Below are 19,168 nucleotides of genomic sequence, written 5' to 3' on the forward strand. Positions count from 1 at the left end.
CTTACGCCTCGGGCATCTGAGGCCTACGCCTCGAACACCTCACGCACCAGCTGCTCCTGCTCGGCCTGGTGCCGCTTCGCGGAACCCACCGCCGGGGACGAGGAGTGCGGACGCGAGATGCGCCGCAGCCGCTCGCCGGCCGGGATGTCCGCGCCGACCGCCAGGTCCAGGTGGTCGATCAGGTTGAGCGCGATGAACGGCCAGGCACCCTGGTTCGCCGGCTCCTCCTGCGCCCAGAGGTACTTCTCGGCGTTCGGGTACTTGTTGACCTCCGCCTGGAGCTCGTCACCCGGCAGCGGGTACAGGCGCTCGATGCGGATGATCGCCGTGTCCGTGACGCCCCGCTTCTGCCGCTCGGCCTCCAGGTCGTAGTAGACCTTGCCGGCGCAGAAGACGACCTTGCGGACCGCGGCCGGGTCGACCGTGCTGTCGCCGATGACCGGGCGGAACTGGCCGTTCGTGAACTCCTCCGCCTTGGACGCGGCGGCCTTCAGGCGCAGCATCGACTTCGGCGTGAAGACGACCAGCGGCTTGTGGTGCGGGTTGTGCACCTGCCACCGCAGGAGGTGGAAGTAGTTCGACGGCAGCGTGGGCATGGCCACGGTCATGTTGTTCTGCGCGCACAGCTGGAGGAACCGCTCGGGGCGCGCGGAGGAGTGGTCCGGCCCCTGGCCCTCGTAGCCGTGCGGGAGCAGCAGGACGACGCCGGAGGTCTGGCTCCACTTCTGCTCCGCCGACGAGATGAACTCGTCGACGACCGTCTGGGCGCCGTTGACGAAGTCGCCGAACTGGGCCTCCCACATCACCAGCGCGTCCGGGCGGGCCAGCGAGTAGCCGTACTCGAAGCCCATCGCCGCGTACTCGGACAGCAGCGAGTTGTAGACGTTCAGCCGCGCCTGGTCCTCGGCGAGGTACTGCAGCGGGGTGTACTCCTCGCCGGTCTCCCGGTCGATCAGCACCGCGTGGCGCTGGCCGAAGGTGCCGCGCTGGGAGTCCTGGCCGGCCAGCCGGACCGGGGTGCCCTCCAGCAGCAGGGAGCCGATGGCGAGGGTCTCGCCCATGCCCCAGTCGATCGTGCCGTCCTCGACCATGGCCGCCCGGCGCTGGAGCTGCGGGAGCAGCCGCGGGTGGACGGTGATGGTGTCCGGGATGTTGACCTGGGACTCGGCGATCCGCTTGACGACCTCGGTGGAGACCGCGGTCGGGACCGCGACCGGGAAGCCGTCCAGGGGCGCCTGGACGTCCCCGGTGGCCGGCTGCGAGGTGGCCTCGCGGACCTCGGTGAAGACCTTCTCCAGCTGGCCCTGGTAGTCCTGCAGGGCCTGCTCGGCCTCCTCCAGGGTGATGTCGCCGCGACCGATCAGGGACTCGGTGTACAGCTTGCGCACCGAGCGCTTCTTGTCGATCAGGTCGTACATCAGCGGCTGGGTGAAGGCCGGGTTGTCCGACTCGTTGTGACCGCGGCGGCGGTAGCAGATGAGGTCGATCACCACGTCCTTGTTGAACGCCTGGCGGAACTCGAAGGCGAGCCGCGCCACGCGCACGACGGCCTCGGGGTCGTCGCCGTTGACGTGGAAGATCGGGGCCTCGATCATGCGGGCCACGTCCGTCGCGTACATGGAGGAACGCGAGGACTCGGGGGCCGCGGTGAAGCCGACCTGGTTGTTGATGACGATGTGGACCGTGCCGCCGGTGCGGTAGCCGCGCAGCTGCGACATGTTCAGGGTCTCGGCCACCACGCCCTGGCCCGCGAAGGCCGCGTCGCCGTGGATCGCCACCGGCAGCACCGTGAAGTCCGTGCCGCCCTTGTTGATGATGTCCTGCTTGGCGCGGGCGACGCCCTCCAGGACCGGGTCGACCGCCTCCAGGTGGGAGGGGTTGGCGACCAGCGAGACCTTGATCTGCTCGCCGTCCAGGCCGGTGAAGGTGCCCTCGGCGCCCAGGTGGTACTTCACGTCGCCGGAGCCGTGCATCGACTTCGGGTCGAGGTTGCCCTCGAACTCGCGGAAGATCTGCGCGTACGACTTGCCGACGATGTTGGCCAGCACGTTCAGGCGGCCGCGGTGGGCCATGCCGATGACGACCTCGTCCAGGCGGGACTCGGCCGCGGAGTCGATCACCGCGTCCAGCAGCGGGATGACGGACTCGCCGCCCTCCAGGGAGAAGCGCTTCTGGCCGACGTACTTCGTCTGCAGGAAGGTTTCGAACGCCTCGGCGGCGTTCAGCCGGCGCAGGATGCGCAGCTGCTCCTCGCGCTCCATCTTGGAGTGCGGGCGCTCCACCCGGTCCTGGATCCACTTGCGCTGCTTGGGGTCCTGGATGTGCATGAACTCGATGCCGGTGGTGCGGCAGTACGAGTCGCGCAGCACGCCGAGGATGTCGCGCAGCTTCATCATCGACTTGCCGGCGAAGCCGCCGACGGCGAACTCGCGCTCCAGGTCCCACAGGGTGAGGCCGTGCTCGACGATGTCCAGGTCGGGGTGCTTGCGCTGCTTGTACTCCAGCGGGTCGGTGTCGGCCATGACGTGGCCGCGGACCCGGTAGGAGTGGATCAGCTCGAAGACGCGGGCGGCCTTGGTGACGTCGTCGTCGTGGCTGGCGTCGATGTCCTTGAGCCAGCGGACCGGCTCGTAGGGGATGCGCAGCGCCTCGAAGATGTCGTCGTAGAAGCCGTTCTCGCCGAGCAGCAGGTTGGCGACCTGGCGCAGGAACTCGCCGGAGGCGGCGCCCTGGATGACCCGGTGGTCGTAGGTCGACGTGAGCGTCATGACCTTGGAGACGCCGAGCTTGTTCAGGGTGTCCTGGCTGGTGCCCTGGAACTCCGCCGGGTAGTCCATGGAGCCGACGCCCATGATCACGGACTGGCCGGGCATCAGGCGCGGCACGGAGTGGACGGTGCCGAGGCCGCCGGGGTTGGTCAGGGAGACCGTGACGCCGGAGAAGTCGTCCATCGTCAGCTTGCCGTCGCGGGCGCGGCGGACGATGTCCTCGTAGGCCTGCCAGAACTCGAAGAAGTTCAGCGTCTCGGCCTTCTTGATGGCGGCCACGACGAGCTGGCGGTCACCGTTGGGCTTGACCAGGTCGATGGCCAGGCCGAGGTTGACGTGGGCCGGCTTGATCAGGGTCGGCTTGCCGTCCTTGACGCCGTACGCCCAGTTCATCGACGGCATGGCCTTGATGGCCTGCACCATCGCGTACCCGATGATGTGCGTGAAGGAGATCTTCCCGCCGCGGGCGCGCTTGAGGTGGTTGTTGATGACGATCCGGTTGTCGAACAGCAGCTTCACCGGGACGGCGCGGACCGAGGTGGCGGTCGGCATCTCCAGCGAGGCGTCCATGTTCTTCGCCACGGCGGCGGACGGGCCGCGCAGCGTGACCAGCTCGGGGCCCTCGGGGGCCTCCTTCGCCGAAGACCGCGCGGCGTCAGCCGCTCCAGTGGAGCCGGTGCTTGCACCGGGCTTCGGCTGAGCGGGCGCCTGTGCGGGTTGCGCCGGCTTGGCCGGGGCGGCCTTCGCCGCGGGCGCGGCGGGAGCCGCCGGGGCCGGGGCCTGAGCGGGGGCCGCGGCGGGCTTCGGGGCCGGGGCGGCGGCCTGGGGGGCCGGGGCCGCGGGTGCCTGCGGGGCCGGGGTGGTCTGCGCGGCCCCCGTGGCCGCGGCACCCGCCGGGGCCGGGGTGGCCGGAGCCCCCGGCTTGTAATCGGCGAAGAAGTCCCACCAGGCGCGGTCTACGGAGTTCGGGTCCTGGAGGTACTGCTGATAGATCTCGTCGACGAGCCATTCGTTCGCACCGAACGCTGCTGCGGGGTTCTTCCCGGCTTGGTCGTCGGTGGAGAGACTCGATGAGTTACTGGGGGACTGTGGCGACACGGCGGCAACCGCCCTCTTCCGCTTCACAAGGTGATGGACAGCGGGAATAAAGGCTACGCCTCCCTGGCCGGGAAGGTCAGGTCGAGCAAGGTCATCGTCGCGTAAGTCACATCAGAAATCTTGTTTCGGGGCTTGATATGGCGGGAAACAAGCGTGGTTCCGCAGGTGAAAGGATGCACCGGCGCAGCCCGTCGCCGCCGTCGTCAGGCGGGTGCCCGGGTCTGCGCCGATCACACGTGTCCTGCCGCGCGAAACCGCCGGGGACCGTCGTGGATCTTGTGCTTCCGGTTCGGACCCTACGTCAACTCGCCAGGGAAGTCAGTCCCGGAAGAGTGACGATGATCCGGCAGCCACGCTCGGATTCGGCCACCCCGATCCGGCCGCCGTGCAGATCCACCGCCCACCGGGCGATCGCCAGCCCGAGCCCGGTGCCGCCGTCGCTGCCCGGGCCGTGCGGCCGGGTGACCGCACCCCGGTTGAACCGCTCGAACACCCGGTGCCACTCGGACCGGGGGATGCCGGGTCCCTCGTCCAGGACCTCCAGCACCAGCGACTCCGGCTGCGGGCCGCGCCGCGCCTTCACGGTCACCCGGCCGTGCGGCGGGCTGTGCTTGACCGCGTTGTCGATCAGGTTGGCGACGACCTGGTGGATGCGCTCGGGGTCCGCGTGCGCGGTCAGCTCCGGCGGCGAGACGTCCAGGTGCAGATGGACGTCCTTGCGGGTGTGGCTGCCCGAGCCGGAGGCCATGTCCGCGCGCACGGAGGCCACCATGTTGGCCTCCTTCAGCACGCCCGAGAGGTACGGCCACACCTCGAACCGGCGTGCCTTCAGCGGCACCACGCCGTTGTCCAGCCGGGACAGGTCCAGCAGGGTCTCCACCAGCCGGCCCAGCCGCTCGGTCTGCTTCAGGGCCGTCCGCATGGTCTCCGGATCGGCCTCGGTGACCCCGTCGACGATGTTCTCCAGCACCGCGCGCAGCCCGGCGATCGGGGTGCGCAGCTCGTGCGAGACGTTCGCCACCAGCTCCTTGCGCTGGTTGTCCTGGGCCTCCAGCTCGTCGGCCATGACGTTGATCGTCTGGGCCAGGTCGCCGAGTTCGTCGCGGCGGCTCTCCCGTACCCGGCGCGTGTAGTCGCCCTGCGATATGGAGCGGGCCACCGTGTTCATCTCGTCCAGCGGCATGGTCAGCGAGTGCGCCACGAACTGGGTGATGAGCAGGGTGGCGATCATCGAGAAGACCGTGATGAAGCGCAGCTCCGTCTTGGTGTGCACCGCGACGAGCGACAGGCCGGTGGTGATGAGCACCGCGATGACGACCAGCGCGCCCAGCTTGGTCTTGATCGAGAACGGGCGTACGCCGCCCCAGGGTTCCTCGCCGAGGGTCCCGGGGCTCCTCCGTGCGGCCTGGCGCCCGCTGCCGCTCACGGGGTCGGTGTCTCCAGCGCGTAGCCCACGCCGTGCACGGTCCGGATCCGCTCCGCGCCGATCTTGCGGCGCAGCGCCTTGATGTGGCTGTCGACCGTGCGGGTGCCGGAGGCGTCCGCCCAGTCCCACACCTCGGCCAGCAGCTGCTCCCGGGAGAGCACCGCGCGCGGGGTGTTCGCCAGGCACACCAGCAGGTCGAACTCGGTCGGGGTCAGGTGGACGTCCTCGGACTTCACCCGCACCCGGCGCTGGGCGTGGTCGATCTCCAGCTCGCCGAGGCGCAGGATGCCGGTGCGGGGCGTGGCGGCGGCCAGCGCGGCCCGCTCCACCCGGCGCAGCAGTACGTGCACCCGGGCCGCCAGCTCGCGCATGGAGAACGGCTTGGTCATGTAGTCGTCGGCGCCCACGCCGAGTCCGACCAGCATGTCCGTCTCGTCGTCCCGCGCGGTCAGCATCAGCACCGGCACCGGGCGCTGGGCCTGCACCCGCCGGCACACCTCCAGCCCGTCGAAGCCGGGCAGCATGATGTCGAGGATCAGCAGGTCGGGCTGCCAGGCCTCGGCCGTGTCGACGGCGGCCGGGCCGTCGGCCGCCGTTTGCACCAGGAATCCCTCGGCACGCAGCCGGGCCGCGATGGCGTCGACGATCGTGGGGTCGTCCTCGACGACCAGCACCCGGCGCTGCGCGCCCGGGGTGGTCGTCGCCGCGCCGCTCTGGGAGGTGTGTGTCTGCTCCATCGCCCGCCCCTGTTGTGTTGCTTTCCGGAATCCGTGGGGTGATCCCATGTCTGCGTCCGACGCCTGAATGATCGCTTGAATGATCCGCGTCAGGGCAGCACATTACGGGGACTCACCGCGCTGTCGCTATCCAGGTCGGACGGCGAGGTGGACGGCGTCGGGAACGCCCCGGGCAACGGGCACCTCTTCGGTACGCACCTGCTGGAACCCGGCATTCCGCAAGGTTCCTTCAAATTCCGGAGAGGGTTCGGCGGACCACACCGCGAGTACTCCGCCGGGCCTCAACACCCTTGCGCAGGCCGCCAGTCCGGCCGGTGAATAGAGGCTGTCGTTGTCCTCGGTGACGGTCCAGCCGGGCCCGTTGTCGATGTCGAGGCAGAGCGCGTCGAACGTGTCGGATGTCTCATTGACGTACGCGACGAGATCGGCTCGGACGATCGTGGTGCGGGGGTCGGCGAGGGCGCCGGCGGAGATCTCGGCGAGCGGGCCGTCCCGGTGCCAGTCGATGACGGCGGGCTCGCGCTCCACCACGGTGATCCGGCCCCACCCCGGATCGGCGGCGGCGTGGGCGAGCGAGAAGCCCACGCCCAGCCCGCCGATCAGCACCGCGGGGGCCGCGCGCCCGTCCAGCGCGGCACGGGCGGCGTCGACCAGCAGCCGCTCCGAGCGGCCGTCGGAGGTGTCCATCAGGAAGCAGCCGTTGGCGATGATCTGCAGGAGCGCACCGTGCCTGCGCAGCACCACCTCGCCGTACGGGCCTTCGCGTCGATCCAGGACCACGGGAGTGTCGTACACGGCAGTCATGTCCCCCATCCTGCTCGAACGGGGCCGGGCGGTCACGGGAATGGGGCAGGACGCCCACGGACGAGTGGCTCCGCCGGCCGGAGCGGCTGATCGCTCAGAGCGAACAAATCCCCGGGAACAATCGGCTCCGCCGGAACATTGAGTCGGCATAGCTCAAGTTGACTGCCTAAGGGGAGATCATGGCTGCTGAGTCACCGGCGTTCACGCTGACCCTGCCCGTGCTGCCGCTCGACGACGAGGTGGTACTGCCCGGCATGGTGGTTCCGCTGGACCTGAGCGACGCCGAGGTGCGGGCCGCGGTGGAGGCCGCGCAGGCCGCCGCCCGTTCCGAACCCGGCAAGCCCAAGGTGCTGCTGGTGCCGCGCGTCGACGGCACGTACGCCAGGACCGGCGTCCTCGGCACGGTGGAGCAGGTGGGCCGGCTGGCCGACGGTGACCCCGGGGCCCTGATCCGCGGCCGGAGCCGGGTCCGCATCGGCGCCGGCACCACCGGACCGGGCGCCGCGCTCTGGGTCGAGGGCGCCGCCGTGGAGGAGAGCGTGCCGGACCCGCTGCCGGGTCAGGTCGCCGAACTGGTCAAGGAGTACAAGGCGCTCGCCACCAGCTGGCTGCGCAAGCGCGGCGCCTGGCAGGTCGTGGACCGCGTCCAGGCCATCGACGACGTCTCCGCGCTGGCCGACAACTCCGGCTACTCGCCCTTCCTGTCCACCGAGCAGAAGGTCGAACTGCTGGAGACCGCCGACCCGGTGGCCCGCCTCCGCCTCGCCACCCAGCAGCTGCGCGACCACCTCGCCGAGCAGGAGGTGGCCGAGACCATCGCCAAGGACGTCCAGGAGGGCGTCGACAAGCAGCAGCGCGAGTTCCTGCTGCGCCGTCAGCTGGAGGCCGTGCGCAAGGAGCTGCGCGAGCTGAACGGCGAGCAGGAGGGGGAGGAGTCCGACGACTACCGCGCCCGCGTGGAGGCCGCCGACCTGCCGGAGAAGGTCCGCGAGGCCGCCCTGAAGGAGGTCGACAAGCTGGAGCGCGCCTCCGACCAGTCGCCCGAGGGCTCCTGGATCCGCACCTGGCTGGACACCGTCCTGGAGATGCCGTGGAACGAGCGGACCGATGACAGCGCTTCCGCGTACGACATCAAGGGCGCCCGGGCCGTGCTCGACGCCGAGCACGCGGGCCTGGAGGACGTCAAGGAACGCATCACCGAGTACCTGGCCGTGCGCAAGCGGCGCGCCGACCGGGGCCTGGGCGTCGTCGGCGGGCGGCGCGGCGGCGCGGTGCTGGCCCTGGTGGGCCCGCCCGGCGTCGGCAAGACCAGCCTCGGCGAGTCCGTCGCGCACGCCATGGGCCGCAAGTTCGTCCGGGTCGCCCTCGGCGGCGTCCGCGACGAGGCCGAGATCCGCGGCCACCGCCGTACGTACGTCGGCGCGCTGCCCGGCCGGATCGTGCGCGCGGTCAAGGAGGCCGGGTCGATGAACCCGGTGATCCTGCTGGACGAGATCGACAAGGTGGGCTCCGACTTCCGGGGCGACCCGGCCGCCGCCCTGCTCGAAGTCCTCGACCCGGCGCAGAACCACACCTTCCGCGACCACTACCTGGAGGTCGAGCTGGACCTCTCCGACGTGGTCTTCCTCGCCACCGCCAATGTCCTGGAGGCCATCCCGGAGGCCCTCGCCGACCGCATGGAGATCGTCCGCCTGGACGGCTACACCGAGGACGAGAAGGTCGTCATCGCCCGCGACCACCTGCTCCCGCGCCAGCTGGAGCGGGCCGGCCTGGACCGGGACGAGGTCACCCTGGAGGAGAGCGCCCTGCGCAAGCTGGCCGGCGAGTACACGCGCGAGGCGGGCGTGCGCACCCTGGAGCGCTCGATCGCACGGCTGCTCCGCAAGGTGGCCGCCCAGCACGAACTGGGCGAGCGGGAGCTGCCGTTCACCGTCACCGACGGCGATCTGCGGGACCTGATCGGCCGGCCGCACCACGTGCCCGAGTCCGCCCAGGACCCGGCCGAGCGCCGTACGGCGGTGCCCGGGGTGGCGACCGGTCTCGCGGTCACCGGCGCCGGCGGCGACGTGCTCTACGTGGAGGCGTCCCTGGCCGACCCGGAGACGGGCGCGGCGGGCCTGACCCTCACCGGCCAGCTGGGTGACGTGATGAAGGAGTCGGCGCAGATCGCGCTGAGCTTCCTGCGCAGCCACGGCGCCGAGCTGGAGCTGCCGGTGGCCGACCTGAAGGACCGGGGCGTGCACATCCACTTCCCGGCGGGCGCGGTGCCCAAGGACGGCCCCAGCGCGGGCATCACGATGACCACGGCCCTCGCCTCGCTGCTGTCCGGCCGGCTGGTCCGCACGGACGTGGCGATGACCGGCGAGGTCTCGCTGACCGGCCGGGTCCTGCCCATCGGCGGCGTGAAGCAGAAGCTGCTCGCCGCCCACCGCGCCGGGGTGACCACCGTGATCATCCCCAAGCGCAACGAGCCCGACCTGGACGACGTGCCGGCCGAGGTGCTGGACAAGCTCGACGTCCACACCGTCACCGATGTCCGCCAGGTCCTGGAACTGGCGCTCGCGCCGGCCGCGACCGGCGCGGAGCCGGCGGTTCCCGTGGCGGCGTGACGGACGCCATGGGAAAGGCGAGGCCCGGGTCCCGTGAGGGAGGCCCGGGCCTTCGCCGTGCCCCGGGGCCGGCGCTTTCCCTCAGAGCGCGGCCGGGGTCTGCTCCGCCCACACCGTCTTGCCGGTCCGTTCGTGCCGGGTGCCCCAGCGCTCGGCGAGCTGCGCGACCAGCAGCAGGCCCCGGCCGCCCTCGTCGTAAATCCGGGCCCGGCGCATGTGCGGGGTGCTGCCGCTGGCGTCGTACACCTCGCAGATCAGGCGGGAGCCCGGGCGCAGCAGCCGGAGCCGGACGGGCGGGCGGCCGTAGCGGATGGCGTTGGTGACCAGTTCGCTGACGATCAGCTCGGTGGTGAACGCGGCCTCCTCCAGCTCCCAGGCGGACAGCTGCTCCTCCACGTACCGGCGGGCCCGGGAGACGACGGTCGGCTCGTGGTCCAGCTCCCAGCAGGCCACCCGGTCCCCGCGCAGGGCCCGGGTGCGGGCCAGCAGCAGGGAGAGCCGGCTGTCCGGGCGGGGGCCGGCCAGCTCGGTGAGGACCCGGTCGCACACCGAGTCCAGCGACGGCGCCGGGCCGTCCGGCGCGCCGGACACCTCGTCCAGGGCCCGGCCGATGACCTGGTCGGGGGGCTCGGCCGGGCCGTTCGCGCACAGCGCCACGAGGCTGCCCTCGGGCAGTTCCGTCTCGACCGTCTCGAAGGGCGGCCCACCCAGTCCGAGCGGCGGTCCGGCGGGCACGTCGAGGAGACGGACGGCGCCGTCCGGGGTCACCACGGCCGGCGGCGGATGCCCGGCCCGGGCCGCCACGCACCGGCGCGAGACGGGGTCGTAGACGGCGTACAGGCAGGTGGTGCCGATGCCGCCGGCGGTCTCGCTGGCCGGGTCCGCGCTGCTCTCGTCGGCGGCCAGCCGCAGCACCAGGTCGTCCAGGTGGGCGAGCAGCTCGTCGGCGGGCAGGTCGACGTCGGCCAGGGTGCGCACCGCCGTGCGCAGCCGGCCCACGGTCGCCGAGGCGCGGATGCCGCGGCCCGCCACGTCGCCCGCGACGAGCGCCACCCGCGCCCCCGACAGCGGGATGACGTCGAACCAGTCGCCGCCCGGCGCGGACCCGCCCGCGGCCGGCAGACAGCGGGTGGTGATCTCCAGGGCGGCCTGCTCGGGCAGCGGGTGCGGGAGCAGGCCGTGCCGCAGCGGCGCGGTGCCGGGGGCCGGGGCCTCGGCGCGGGCCTGTTCGATGCAGGCGGCGGCCTTGGCGGTGAGCTCCTCGGCGAGCCGCACGTCCTCCGGCCCGAACCGCTCCCGCTGCCGGGTCCGGCCGAACAGGGCCACGCCGAGCGTGCCGCCCCCGGCGACCAGCGGCACCGCCAGCAGGGACCGGGTGCCGGACGCGCGCAGCCATCCGGCGCACGGGTCCAGCGCCGCCCACTCGGCGATGCCCGGTTCCGCCGTGTCGTACAGCAGCGGGCGGGCCGTCGCCAGGCAGCGGGCGGGCGGCGAGCCGGCCGGGCAGACCACCGCCTCGCCCACGCAGGTGCCGCGGCCGGCCCCCTCGCCGTCCGGGACCGCGCGCAGGGCGGCCCGGCGCAGCACGACCTGCCCCGGCTGCGGGCCGCCGGCCCCGTCGCCGGAGCGCGGACGGTCCAGCAGGTCGACCGCCATCACGTCGGCCAGCCGGGGGACCGTGACCTTGCCGAGTTCCTGGGCGGCGAGGATCTGGTCCGCCGCCGTCGTGGCGTGCGGCCCGGTCCCGTCCGCCGGGCGCGGCCCGCCGGCGTCCGGGGCCGGCCGTGACACGGACAGGCAGACGGCCCGTACCCGGCCGTCGGCATCCTTCAGCGGGGTGAGGACGGCGGTCCGGCCGAAGTCCGGGCCGAGCCGGCCGTGCGCCTCCTGCGGCCGGCCGGACTCCAGCGCCGCCCGCATGGACCGCTCGGCCTCCTCGCTCGCGGCGCCGGGCACGATGTGGATCAGGCGCAGCCCGCGCATGGCGGCCTCGGGCAGGGCGAGGGCGTGCTCCAGCCGGCGGTTGGCCCGCAGCAGGCGCAGGTCCGGGTCGAAGACGGCCAGCGGAAAGGGCGACTGGAGGAAGGTCCACTCCTCCAGGGGGTCGCCCCGGGGCGGCTGCGGCCGGGCCGTCACCGCGCTCACCACGAGCCAGTCGGTGCGCCCGGCGGGGGAGGTGCGGCGGTGGGCGAGGACGTCCAGCTCCAGGCGCCGGCCGTCCTGGTGGCGCAGCGGGAGGGTGCCGTGCCAGCGGCCGCGGCCGGCCAGGGTCCGGCGGGCGCCGGCGGGATCGGTGGCGAGCAGGGCGGCGGCGGGCCGGCCGACCACCGCCGGGGAGTCGTAGCCGAGCAGCCGCCGCGCGCCGTCGCTCCAGCCGGTCAGGATGCCCCGCTCATCGATGGTGGCCGTGGCCGTGTACGTCGCTGGTCGCTCCATCGCCGCTCATCTCGCCCTTGCTCGGCAGGCTCTCCTGACCAGCATGATCCCGGGCGGCGCGGAGCACCAACGCAGGCGCGGACCGGGGAGCGACGCCGGGCGGAACGCGGGGCGCGGGCCGGGGGGAACGGCCCGCGCCCGGGGCACGCGCGCCGGAGCGGTCCGGCGCTCGCGGCCGGCCGTCGCCTCAGCCGTTGGCCAGGGCCTGTACCCGGTCCAGGGCGCCGTTGAACTTGTCGTGGTCCCCGACCGTCGGACCGGAGGAGGTGTACTGCCACATCGTGTAGAACGACCACCCGGCCGGCAGCGTCCCCGGGTCCGAGGCGTAGCGGGCGATCCACAGCGGGTCGTTCACCGCGAAGCCGCCGTAGTCGCCGGTGCACTGGGTCCACCAGCTGGTGGCGGTGTAGATCACGGCGTACCGCCCGGTGCGCGCCTTGTAGGTGTTGATGAAGTCGGCGATCCAGCTCACCATCTGGCTCGCGGTCTTGCCGTAGCAGGCGGCGCCGTACGGGTTCCACTCGATGTCGAGGACGCCGGGCAGGGTCTTGCCGTCCCGCGACCAGCCGCCGCCGTGGTCGACGAAGTAGTTGGCCTGGGTGGCACCGCTGGTGGTGTCCGGGGTGGCGAAGTGGTAGGCGCCGCGGATCATGCCCACGTTGTAGGAGCCGTTGTACTGCTGGGCGAAGTACGGGTTGGTGTAGTACGTGCCTTCCGTCGCCTTCGTGTACGCCCAGCGCACACCGCTGTTCCACAGCGTGGACCAGGCGACATTGCCCTGGTACGCCGAGACGTCCACGCCCTCGGTCTGGGTGACGTCGCCGGTGCTGGGGGTGCCGCTGCGCCCGTCGTGGGCGAGGACGCCCATGCCCATGTGGGCGGAGCCGCGGGCGGGGGCGTCCGCGGCCCGGGCGGAGGTGAGGGGGAGGGTGAGGGAGAGCGCCGCGAGCAGGGCCGTGACCAGGACGGCGAGGGGGCGCGGGCGCAGCGGGCGGGTACGACGGCTGGGACCGGGTCTGAGCACGGTCATGGCGTGCCTCCGGATGGGGAGTGGGGGAGCGATGTGGGGAGCGTGGGGGGTGACCGCCGGGCCCACTGGGCGTGGGCATGCCATTAAGGGCGTGGTAAAGAAGCTACGCACGTAGATGACGGCGTGGAAGGGGGTCCGGACGACGCCGTTGGTCTACGCCTGCGAAATACTGACCGAGCTGCGGCAATGACGACGTGTGACAGAAACTTTCAGGACAGCGAAACCGATCAGGGGTGCTGACGTGCACGAGGACAGAAACAGCGGTGGGCCAGGCGCCGCCTGCCAGGTGACGCCCAGTGGTGCAGACCAGGAATTCCTGTCGCTGGAACGCGAGTTGACCGTGCTGCTGCGGCGCGCCCGGGCCAACCAGGCCGAAATGGCCCGGGAGGTCCACCCCGACCTGGAGTCCTCCGCCTACGGCCTGCTCATCCGGCTCGATGAGCAGGGTGGCCAGCGGGCCACCGAACTCGCCGGCTACATCGGGGTCGGCAAGGCCACCATGTCCCGGCAACTGCGCGCCCTGGAGGAACTGGGCCTGATCGCCCGCGAACCCGACCCGGCCGACGGCCGCGCCTGGCTGGTCACCCTCACCGAGGAGGGCAGCCGCCGCGTCGGCACCGTCCGCGAGGCCCGCCGCGCCCGCTACGTCCGCGAGCTGTCCCACTGGGACCGCCGCGAGGTCGCGGAACTGGCCCGGCTGCTGCACGAGCTGAACGACGTCATGGCGAAATAGCGGCTCACAGCCGCGCGTACACCACCGTCGCGTCGTCGTGCGTCTTGCCCCGCCCCAGGAAGGCCCGCCGCTCCCGGTCCGCCGCCTCCAGCTCCCGCACCCGCTCGACCAGCGACCGGGCGCCCTCCTTGGCGACCACGTCGAACAGGGCCGTCCAGTCCCCCTCGCCGAACATCTCCGTCCACCGGGTCGCGCCGTCCGTCAGCGCGGCCAGCTCCCGCACCTCGCGCCGGGGCAGCACACCGGTGACCGCGCGGGCCGCCACGGCGGGGTCGGCGGCGGCCGTGAAGAACCCGCCCTCCTTGTTGCGCAGGTGGGCGTCGATCAGGGCGTCCGAGGCCAGCGCGGACCGGGGGAGCCGGGCGAGCCGGTCGTCCAGCACCGGGGCCACCACCCCGTCGGGCCCCCGCAGCAGCAGCGCCGCGTCCGACAGCACCAGGTACTCGACCTCGGCGGCGGACCAGCGGGCCAGGGCGACGGTTGCCTGAGGCGTTCGCGGGTGAGAAAGGTCACAGGTGTCCGCGTGTGCCTCCGCGGTGCGCCGGATCGCCCGCTCGAGAATCTCCGGCAGCGTCAGATCTCGGCCGGAAACGGTCAGTTCGGTCAGCGCGCCGCCCAGCCGCGCGGTGTACCAGGGCACGGAGTGCAGACAGCCCGTCCCGCCGTCCGGCGGTGTCACCCCGTCCAGGACGATCACGCAACCTCCCTGTCCGCAGGCGGGTAGTCCGACACCGGCGAAGTCCTCGTTGGGGCGGGTCGCGTCACCGGGTTCCGAAACGAGATCAGTACGCACGCGGTCAGTCTGCACGAGCCCTTCACATGGCGCGCCATGGGTCGGCGAGCGCCCGGCAATTCCCGCGACCTCGCAGGTCAGGCGCCTGGTTTGGGCAGGAATGAGGCGCTCCGGGAAGACGTGGTGGCGAATATTGCCAAAGCCTGCCGCGCGCGTCCAACCGGCCCGCCGCGTCCGGGCCGGGCACACGCCGGAGGAACTTGCCCGCCAACTCCCCTCCGATGTTCACTCCTTCGGGTGGCGGGTCAGGTGATGCGCGACCACTGCCCACCGGCGCTGGGAGGGTCGGGAACCGTACGAACCGGGTGTACGCACCACTTGGCCCCGAAGTGACGGGGTACCACCCGGGCCCCTGGGTAGACGAGTTCGAGAATGCGAGCACCGGTGCAGAAAAAGCGGCCTCGGCGCACAGGCAGTCAGCCGGCCCCCGCGGGGACCGTCCCGCAGACCCCCGTGGGCACCGGCCGTCCCACCCATGTGCGCACCCGGCTGATCGTCGCCGTCGCGGTGGTGGCCGCCGCCGTGGCCGGGGCCGGCGTGCCCGCGCTGCTCGCCGCCTCCCAGGACGTCGGTGACTCCCAGGAGCTGGTGACGCTCGCCGCCCGCACCCAGGACGCGCTCACCCTCGCCCACTCCCTGGCCGACGAACGCGACCAGGTCACCTCCTACGTCGCGGCCGGCCGCCCCCGCTCAAAGGCGCCCTCCGAGGACCGCAGCGCCCGCGTGGACCGGCAGGTCGCGGAGCTGCGCGCGGACACCGACACCCCGGCCCGCCTGCGCACCGCCCTCGACGGCGTCGACAAGCTCCGCCGGGCCGCCCTCACCGGCAAGACCGACGCCCTGCGGACCCACCAGGCCTACTCGGCGGCGATCACCGAACTGCACCGGCTCGCCGAGCAACTGGCCGAGCAGCTGCCCCCGCGGGCCGGCTCCGGCACCCACGCCCTCGCCGAACTGGACTCCGCCGTCCAGCAGTCCGCCGCCGCCCGCGGCCTGCTGCTGGCCGCGCTGAACACCCCCGCCCCCACCCGGACGGTCATCGACCCCGTCACCGGCCTGCCCGCCACCTCCGCCGGCGGTGACGACACCGACCGCCGGCAGCGCGACGCGCTCACCGCCGCCGCCCAGCAGGCCCGGCTGCGCGCCGACGCGGCCCTCGCCGACTTCCGCGCCACCGCCCCCGAGGCGGCCGTCGACTCCTACGACTCCACGGTCACCGGCCCCGAGGTCAACTCGGCCGAGAAGTTCCTCACCGCGCTCACCGACCAGCCGACCCTGGCCGACAGCGAGCTGACCACCAGCACCAAGAAGCTGGACGCGGCCCTGTCCGCCCGCGTCGACCTGATGCGCGGCGCCGAGTCCGCGCTCTACGACCACCGCACCAAGGACCTGGAGAAACTCCGGGACGACGACGTCACCGCCCTGGAGATCCGCGTCGCCGTCCTCGGCGTACTGCTGCTGGTCGCGGTCGGCGTCGCCACCGCCATGGCGCGCAGCCTGACCCGCCCGCTGTCGGTGCTGCGCCGCGGCTCGGCCCGGCTGGCCGGGGCCGAGGACCCGGCGGCCCAGGACCCGATCGCCTTCACCGGCCGCAACGACGAGTTCGCCCAGGTGGTCCGCTCGGTCAACGCCCTGCACGCGCACGCCGTCGCCCTGCACGAGCGGGTGGCCACCCTGGAGACCGACCGCAAGCACCTGGTGGGCCAGCGCCAGAAGATGGCCGACGCCCGCGAGGAACTGCGCGCCGAACTCGCCGACTCCGCCGCCCAGCTGGAGCGGCTGCGCACCAGCATCGGCTCCACCTTCGTCAACCTGGCGCTGCGCACCCTGGCCCTGGTCGAACGCCAGCTGGCGGTCATCGAGGGCCTGGAGGACCGCGAGCAGGACCCCGACCGCCTCGCGACCCTCTTCAAGCTGGACCACTTCGCCACGGTCATGCGCCGGCACAGCGAGAACCTGCTGGTCCTCGCGGGCACCGAGCACGTCCAGCAGCACCCCGGCCCGGTGCCGCTGGTCGACGTGGTCCGCGCGGCGGTCAGCGAGATCGAGCGCTACGAACGCGTCCGCATCGCCTCCCTGCCGCCGCACGCGCACGTGGCCGGGTTCGCCGCCGACGACCTCTCCCACCTGCTGGCCGAGCTGATGGAGAACGCCACGTCGTTCTCCCCGCCGGAGCTGCCGGTGGAGGTCTCCGGCTGGCTGCTGGAGTCGGGCGAGGTCATGCTCTCCGTCCAGGACGAGGGCATCGGCGTGGCCAAGGAGCGCCTGCCCCGCCTCAACGCCCGCCTCGCCGACTTCGACCCGCAGTCCCTGCACGACCAGAACGACGCCGACGGCCTCGGTCTCGGCCTCTACGTCGTCGCGCGCCTCGCCCACCGGCACGGCGTGCGGGTCCAGCTGCGCGAGCAGAAGCAGGGCGGCACCGCGGCGGTCGTGGTCCTGCCGGCGCAGCTCCTCGCCGAGGCCCCGCCGACGGCCCTCCCGCCGGCGGCCGCGTCCGGAAGCACCACGGGCACGTACACCCTGCCGGGCGCCGACGCGGAGGCCAACTCCAACGAGTTGCGGGCCCGCACCAAGGACCCGCTGGTGGCCCTGGCCGAACGGGCGGTACGCGACACCCACGAGCAGGCCACCCCGCCCACCGATCCCACGGAGACCCGCCCCAAGCCGACGGAGACCCCCGCCGAGACGACGATGGAACTCCTCCTGCCGACACCGCAGGAGGAGCCGACGGAGGACCCGGCGGCCGCCGACGGCGAGCACGCCCCACAGGGGACACCCGCACCCGACGACGAAACCCGCACGGGTGGTGCGGGTGAGAATCCGGAAGCCGACGGTGAAGCCGGGGCGAAGCCACCGGCCGACGCGCCGCAGGCAGACGAGACGCAGGCCGACGAGACGCCGTCAGACGAGACGGAGCGGCTCACCAGCAAGGGTCTCCCCAAGCGCACACCCAAGATCACCGCCCCCGCCGCCCCGCCCCGCCCACGCAACACCCGCATCGACGCCGAAGCCCTGCGCCGCAGGCTCGGCGGCTTCCGCAGCGGCGCCGAGGCCGGCTACCGCGACGTGGAGACGGAGATCGCCGAGAAGACGGCCGGCCACCGACGGCCGGCCGGCTACGCACACGCCGAAGAAGCCACGGGGGGCACAGCCGAGGAGGCAAGCAGTTGACCGCGCCCACTACCTACGGACTGAGCAGCGAAGCCCGTAACCTGCACTGGCTGCTGACCAACCTGGTCGAGGAAGTACCCGGCATCCAGTCCGTCGCCGTGGTCTCCTCGGACGGACTGCTGCTGCTGTCGTCCGACCCGGCCCACACGGAGCAGTCCCGTGCGGCCCGCCCGACGAAGGGCCCGCGCGGGTCCTCCGCCGACCTCGCCACCATCGTCTCCGGCATCGGCAGCCTCACCGTGGGCGCCGCCCGGCTGCTGGAGTACGGCGGGGTCAAGCACACCATGGTCGCGATGGACGAGGGCAGCCTGTTCGTGATGTCGATCAGCGACGGCTCGCTGCTCGGCGTGCACGGCTCCGCCGAGTGCGACATGAGCGTGGTGGCGTACCACATGGCGCTGTTCGTGGGCCGCGCCGGGCACGTCCTGACGCCCGAACTCCGCAGCGAGCTGCGCAAGTCCATGGAGGCCGAGTCGGCGGGGAGCACCCGGTGAGCGGATCCGTGAACAAGCCCGGCAAGCAGCGGCTCCCGGTACGCGGCGGCGACCGCAAACCCGCCCGCGTCCGCCCCTACTCGCTCACCGGCGGCCGTACCCGCTTCGGCCACGTCCTCCTCGTGGAGACGTTCGTGGCCGCGCTGGAGGCCCCCGAGGAGCGCAAGGAACTGACGAACGGCTCGCAGGCAGGCCGGGGCATGCCGGAGATGCTGGCCATCGTCGAGTTGTGCCGCCGTATGCGCACGGTGGCCGAGATCGCCGCGCTGCTGAAGATGCCGCTCGGCGTGGTCCGCGTCCTCCTGAGCGACCTCGCGGACCAGGGAAAGATCCGTGTGTACGGCACCGGTACCGGTCACGGCACCGGCCGGCCGAACCGCGCGCTGCTGGAAAGGGTGCTGAGTGGACTCCGCCGTCTCTGACGCCACCGCCGCCTTCGGGGGCGCCGGCCCCGTCGCCTCCTACGGCGAGCCGGACGAGGACCTGAGGTCCTGGCAGACCGACCGGACGCGGGCCCCCATCGCGACGAAGATCGTGGTGGCGGGCGGCTTCGGCGTCGGCAAGACCACCTTGGTCACCTCCGTCTCGGAGATCACGCCCTTGCAGACCGAGGCGCTGATGACCGAGGCCAGCGAGGACACCGACGACCTGTCCGCCACCCCGGGCAAGCTCACCACCACCGTGGCCATGGACTTCGGCCGCATCACGCTCGACGACGACCTGGTGCTCTACCTGTTCGGCACGCCGGGCCAGCAGCGGTTCTGGTTCATGTGGGACGACCTGGTGCGCGGCGCGATCGGCGCCGTCGTCATGGCCGACACCCGCCGCCTGAAGGACTGCTTCCCCGCGCTGGACTACTTCGAGAGCTGCCGGCTGCCCTACGTCGTCGCCGTCAACCACTTCGACGGCAGCGAGCGGTTCGAGCCGGAGGACGTGCGGGAGGCGCTGACCATACCCGCGCACATCCCTGTCATGATCATGGACGCGCGGCGGCGGTTCTCGGTGATCGAGACCCTCCTGGCCCTCGTCGGCCACGCGCTGGACGAAACCCCCGAGTAGTCCTGAT

General features: G+C 72.6%; 13 protein-coding genes. 6 read left to right on the forward strand and 7 right to left on the reverse strand.

What is annotated here, in order from left to right:
• Positions 1-23 precede the first annotated feature (23 nt).
• The 4 genes from IH25_RS0116425 to IH25_RS0116440 all read right to left on the reverse strand — a co-directional run bounded on the left by IH25_RS0116425 (position 24) and on the right by IH25_RS0116440 (position 6,833).
• Positions 24-3,866 carry a multifunctional oxoglutarate decarboxylase/oxoglutarate dehydrogenase thiamine pyrophosphate-binding subunit/dihydrolipoyllysine-residue succinyltransferase subunit gene (locus IH25_RS0116425; RefSeq protein ID WP_030609896.1) on the reverse strand — a complete coding sequence of 1,281 codons (3,843 nt, stop codon included), beginning with the start codon at positions 3,864-3,866 and terminating at the stop codon, positions 24-26.
• Positions 3,867-4,167: 301 nt separating this feature from the next.
• The gene (locus IH25_RS0116430; RefSeq protein ID WP_030609898.1) at positions 4,168-5,292 is read right to left on the reverse strand and encodes a sensor histidine kinase; all 1,125 of its coding nucleotides are present in this window, start codon (positions 5,290-5,292) and stop codon (positions 4,168-4,170) included.
• Positions 5,289-6,029, reverse strand: a complete 741-nt coding sequence (locus IH25_RS0116435) for a response regulator transcription factor (RefSeq protein ID WP_030609901.1) — start codon at positions 6,027-6,029, stop codon at positions 5,289-5,291. Before IH25_RS0116435 ends, IH25_RS0116430 begins: the two co-directional genes overlap by 4 nt.
• A 126-nt stretch (positions 6,030-6,155) precedes the next feature.
• Positions 6,156-6,833: a spermine/spermidine synthase domain-containing protein gene (locus IH25_RS0116440; protein WP_030609904.1), complete on the reverse strand. Its 678-nt coding sequence runs from the start codon at positions 6,831-6,833 to the stop codon at positions 6,156-6,158.
• Between the two features lie 179 nt (positions 6,834-7,012).
• Between IH25_RS0116440 and lon the strand changes: the two genes are divergently transcribed.
• Positions 7,013-9,442 (forward strand): endopeptidase La, encoded by a 2,430-nt coding sequence (gene lon, locus IH25_RS0116445; protein WP_030609907.1) that lies wholly within the window; start codon positions 7,013-7,015, stop codon positions 9,440-9,442.
• An 81-nt stretch (positions 9,443-9,523) separates the two neighbouring features.
• Here the strand turns inward: lon and IH25_RS0116450 are convergent, their stop codons facing one another.
• Both IH25_RS0116450 and IH25_RS0116455 read right to left on the reverse strand, forming a co-directional pair.
• Entirely contained in the window at positions 9,524-11,878 is a 2,355-nt protein-coding gene (locus IH25_RS0116450; RefSeq protein WP_030609909.1) for an ATP-binding SpoIIE family protein phosphatase, read from the reverse strand.
• A 187-nt stretch (positions 11,879-12,065) separates the two neighbouring features.
• The gene (locus tag IH25_RS0116455) at positions 12,066-12,908 is read right to left on the reverse strand and encodes a lysozyme (RefSeq protein WP_030609912.1); all 843 of its coding nucleotides are present in this window, start codon (positions 12,906-12,908) and stop codon (positions 12,066-12,068) included.
• 241 nt (positions 12,909-13,149) lie between these two features.
• Between IH25_RS0116455 and IH25_RS0116460 the strand changes: the two genes are divergently transcribed.
• Positions 13,150-13,641: a MarR family winged helix-turn-helix transcriptional regulator gene (locus tag IH25_RS0116460; RefSeq protein WP_030609915.1), complete on the forward strand. Its 492-nt coding sequence runs from the start codon at positions 13,150-13,152 to the stop codon at positions 13,639-13,641.
• Between the two features lie 4 nt (positions 13,642-13,645).
• On the opposite strand, the gene IH25_RS0116465 is transcribed toward IH25_RS0116460, so the two are convergent.
• A complete protein-coding gene (locus IH25_RS0116465; protein WP_030609918.1) occupies positions 13,646-14,434 on the reverse strand; it encodes a protein phosphatase 2C domain-containing protein in 789 nt (262 codons plus the stop codon).
• Between the two features lie 372 nt (positions 14,435-14,806).
• Between IH25_RS0116465 and IH25_RS0116470 the strand changes: the two genes are divergently transcribed.
• Genes IH25_RS0116470 through IH25_RS0116485 form a run of 4 tightly spaced genes read left to right on the forward strand, consistent with a single transcriptional unit; the run spans position 14,807 to position 19,161 of the window.
• Positions 14,807-17,608: a nitrate- and nitrite sensing domain-containing protein gene (locus IH25_RS0116470; RefSeq protein ID WP_030609921.1), complete on the forward strand. Its 2,802-nt coding sequence runs from the start codon at positions 14,807-14,809 to the stop codon at positions 17,606-17,608.
• Positions 17,605-18,102, forward strand: a complete 498-nt coding sequence (locus IH25_RS0116475; protein WP_030609924.1) for a roadblock/LC7 domain-containing protein — start codon at positions 17,605-17,607, stop codon at positions 18,100-18,102. Before IH25_RS0116470 ends, IH25_RS0116475 begins: the two co-directional genes overlap by 4 nt.
• The gene (locus IH25_RS0116480) at positions 18,099-18,524 is read left to right on the forward strand and encodes a DUF742 domain-containing protein (RefSeq protein WP_030609927.1); all 426 of its coding nucleotides are present in this window, start codon (positions 18,099-18,101) and stop codon (positions 18,522-18,524) included. Before IH25_RS0116475 ends, IH25_RS0116480 begins: the two co-directional genes overlap by 4 nt.
• Positions 18,505-19,161 carry a GTP-binding protein gene (locus tag IH25_RS0116485; protein WP_030609930.1) on the forward strand — a complete coding sequence of 219 codons (657 nt, stop codon included), beginning with the start codon at positions 18,505-18,507 and terminating at the stop codon, positions 19,159-19,161. Before IH25_RS0116480 ends, IH25_RS0116485 begins: the two co-directional genes overlap by 20 nt.
• The last annotated feature ends 7 nt before the right edge of the window (positions 19,162-19,168 follow it).

It is taken from the genome of Streptomyces achromogenes subsp. achromogenes (assembly GCF_000720835.1).
In the GTDB taxonomy this organism is placed as follows: domain Bacteria; phylum Actinomycetota; class Actinomycetes; order Streptomycetales; family Streptomycetaceae; genus Streptomyces; species Streptomyces achromogenes.

Bases quoted from the DNA above. Each gene is read 5' to 3' on its own strand.
- IH25_RS0116435 (WP_030609901.1), bottom strand. From the start codon at position 6,029: ATGGAGCAGACACACACCTCCCAGAGCGGCGCGGCGACGACCACCCCG.
- IH25_RS0116440 (WP_030609904.1), bottom strand. From the start codon at position 6,833: ATGACTGCCGTGTACGACACTCCCGTGGTCCTGGATCGACGCGAAGGC.
- lon (WP_030609907.1), top strand. From the start codon at position 7,013: ATGGCTGCTGAGTCACCGGCGTTCACGCTGACCCTGCCCGTGCTGCCG.
- IH25_RS0116450 (WP_030609909.1), bottom strand. From the start codon at position 11,878: ATGGAGCGACCAGCGACGTACACGGCCACGGCCACCATCGATGAGCGG.
- IH25_RS0116455 (WP_030609912.1), bottom strand. From the start codon at position 12,908: ATGACCGTGCTCAGACCCGGTCCCAGCCGTCGTACCCGCCCGCTGCGC.
- IH25_RS0116470 (WP_030609921.1), top strand. From the start codon at position 14,807: ATGCGAGCACCGGTGCAGAAAAAGCGGCCTCGGCGCACAGGCAGTCAG.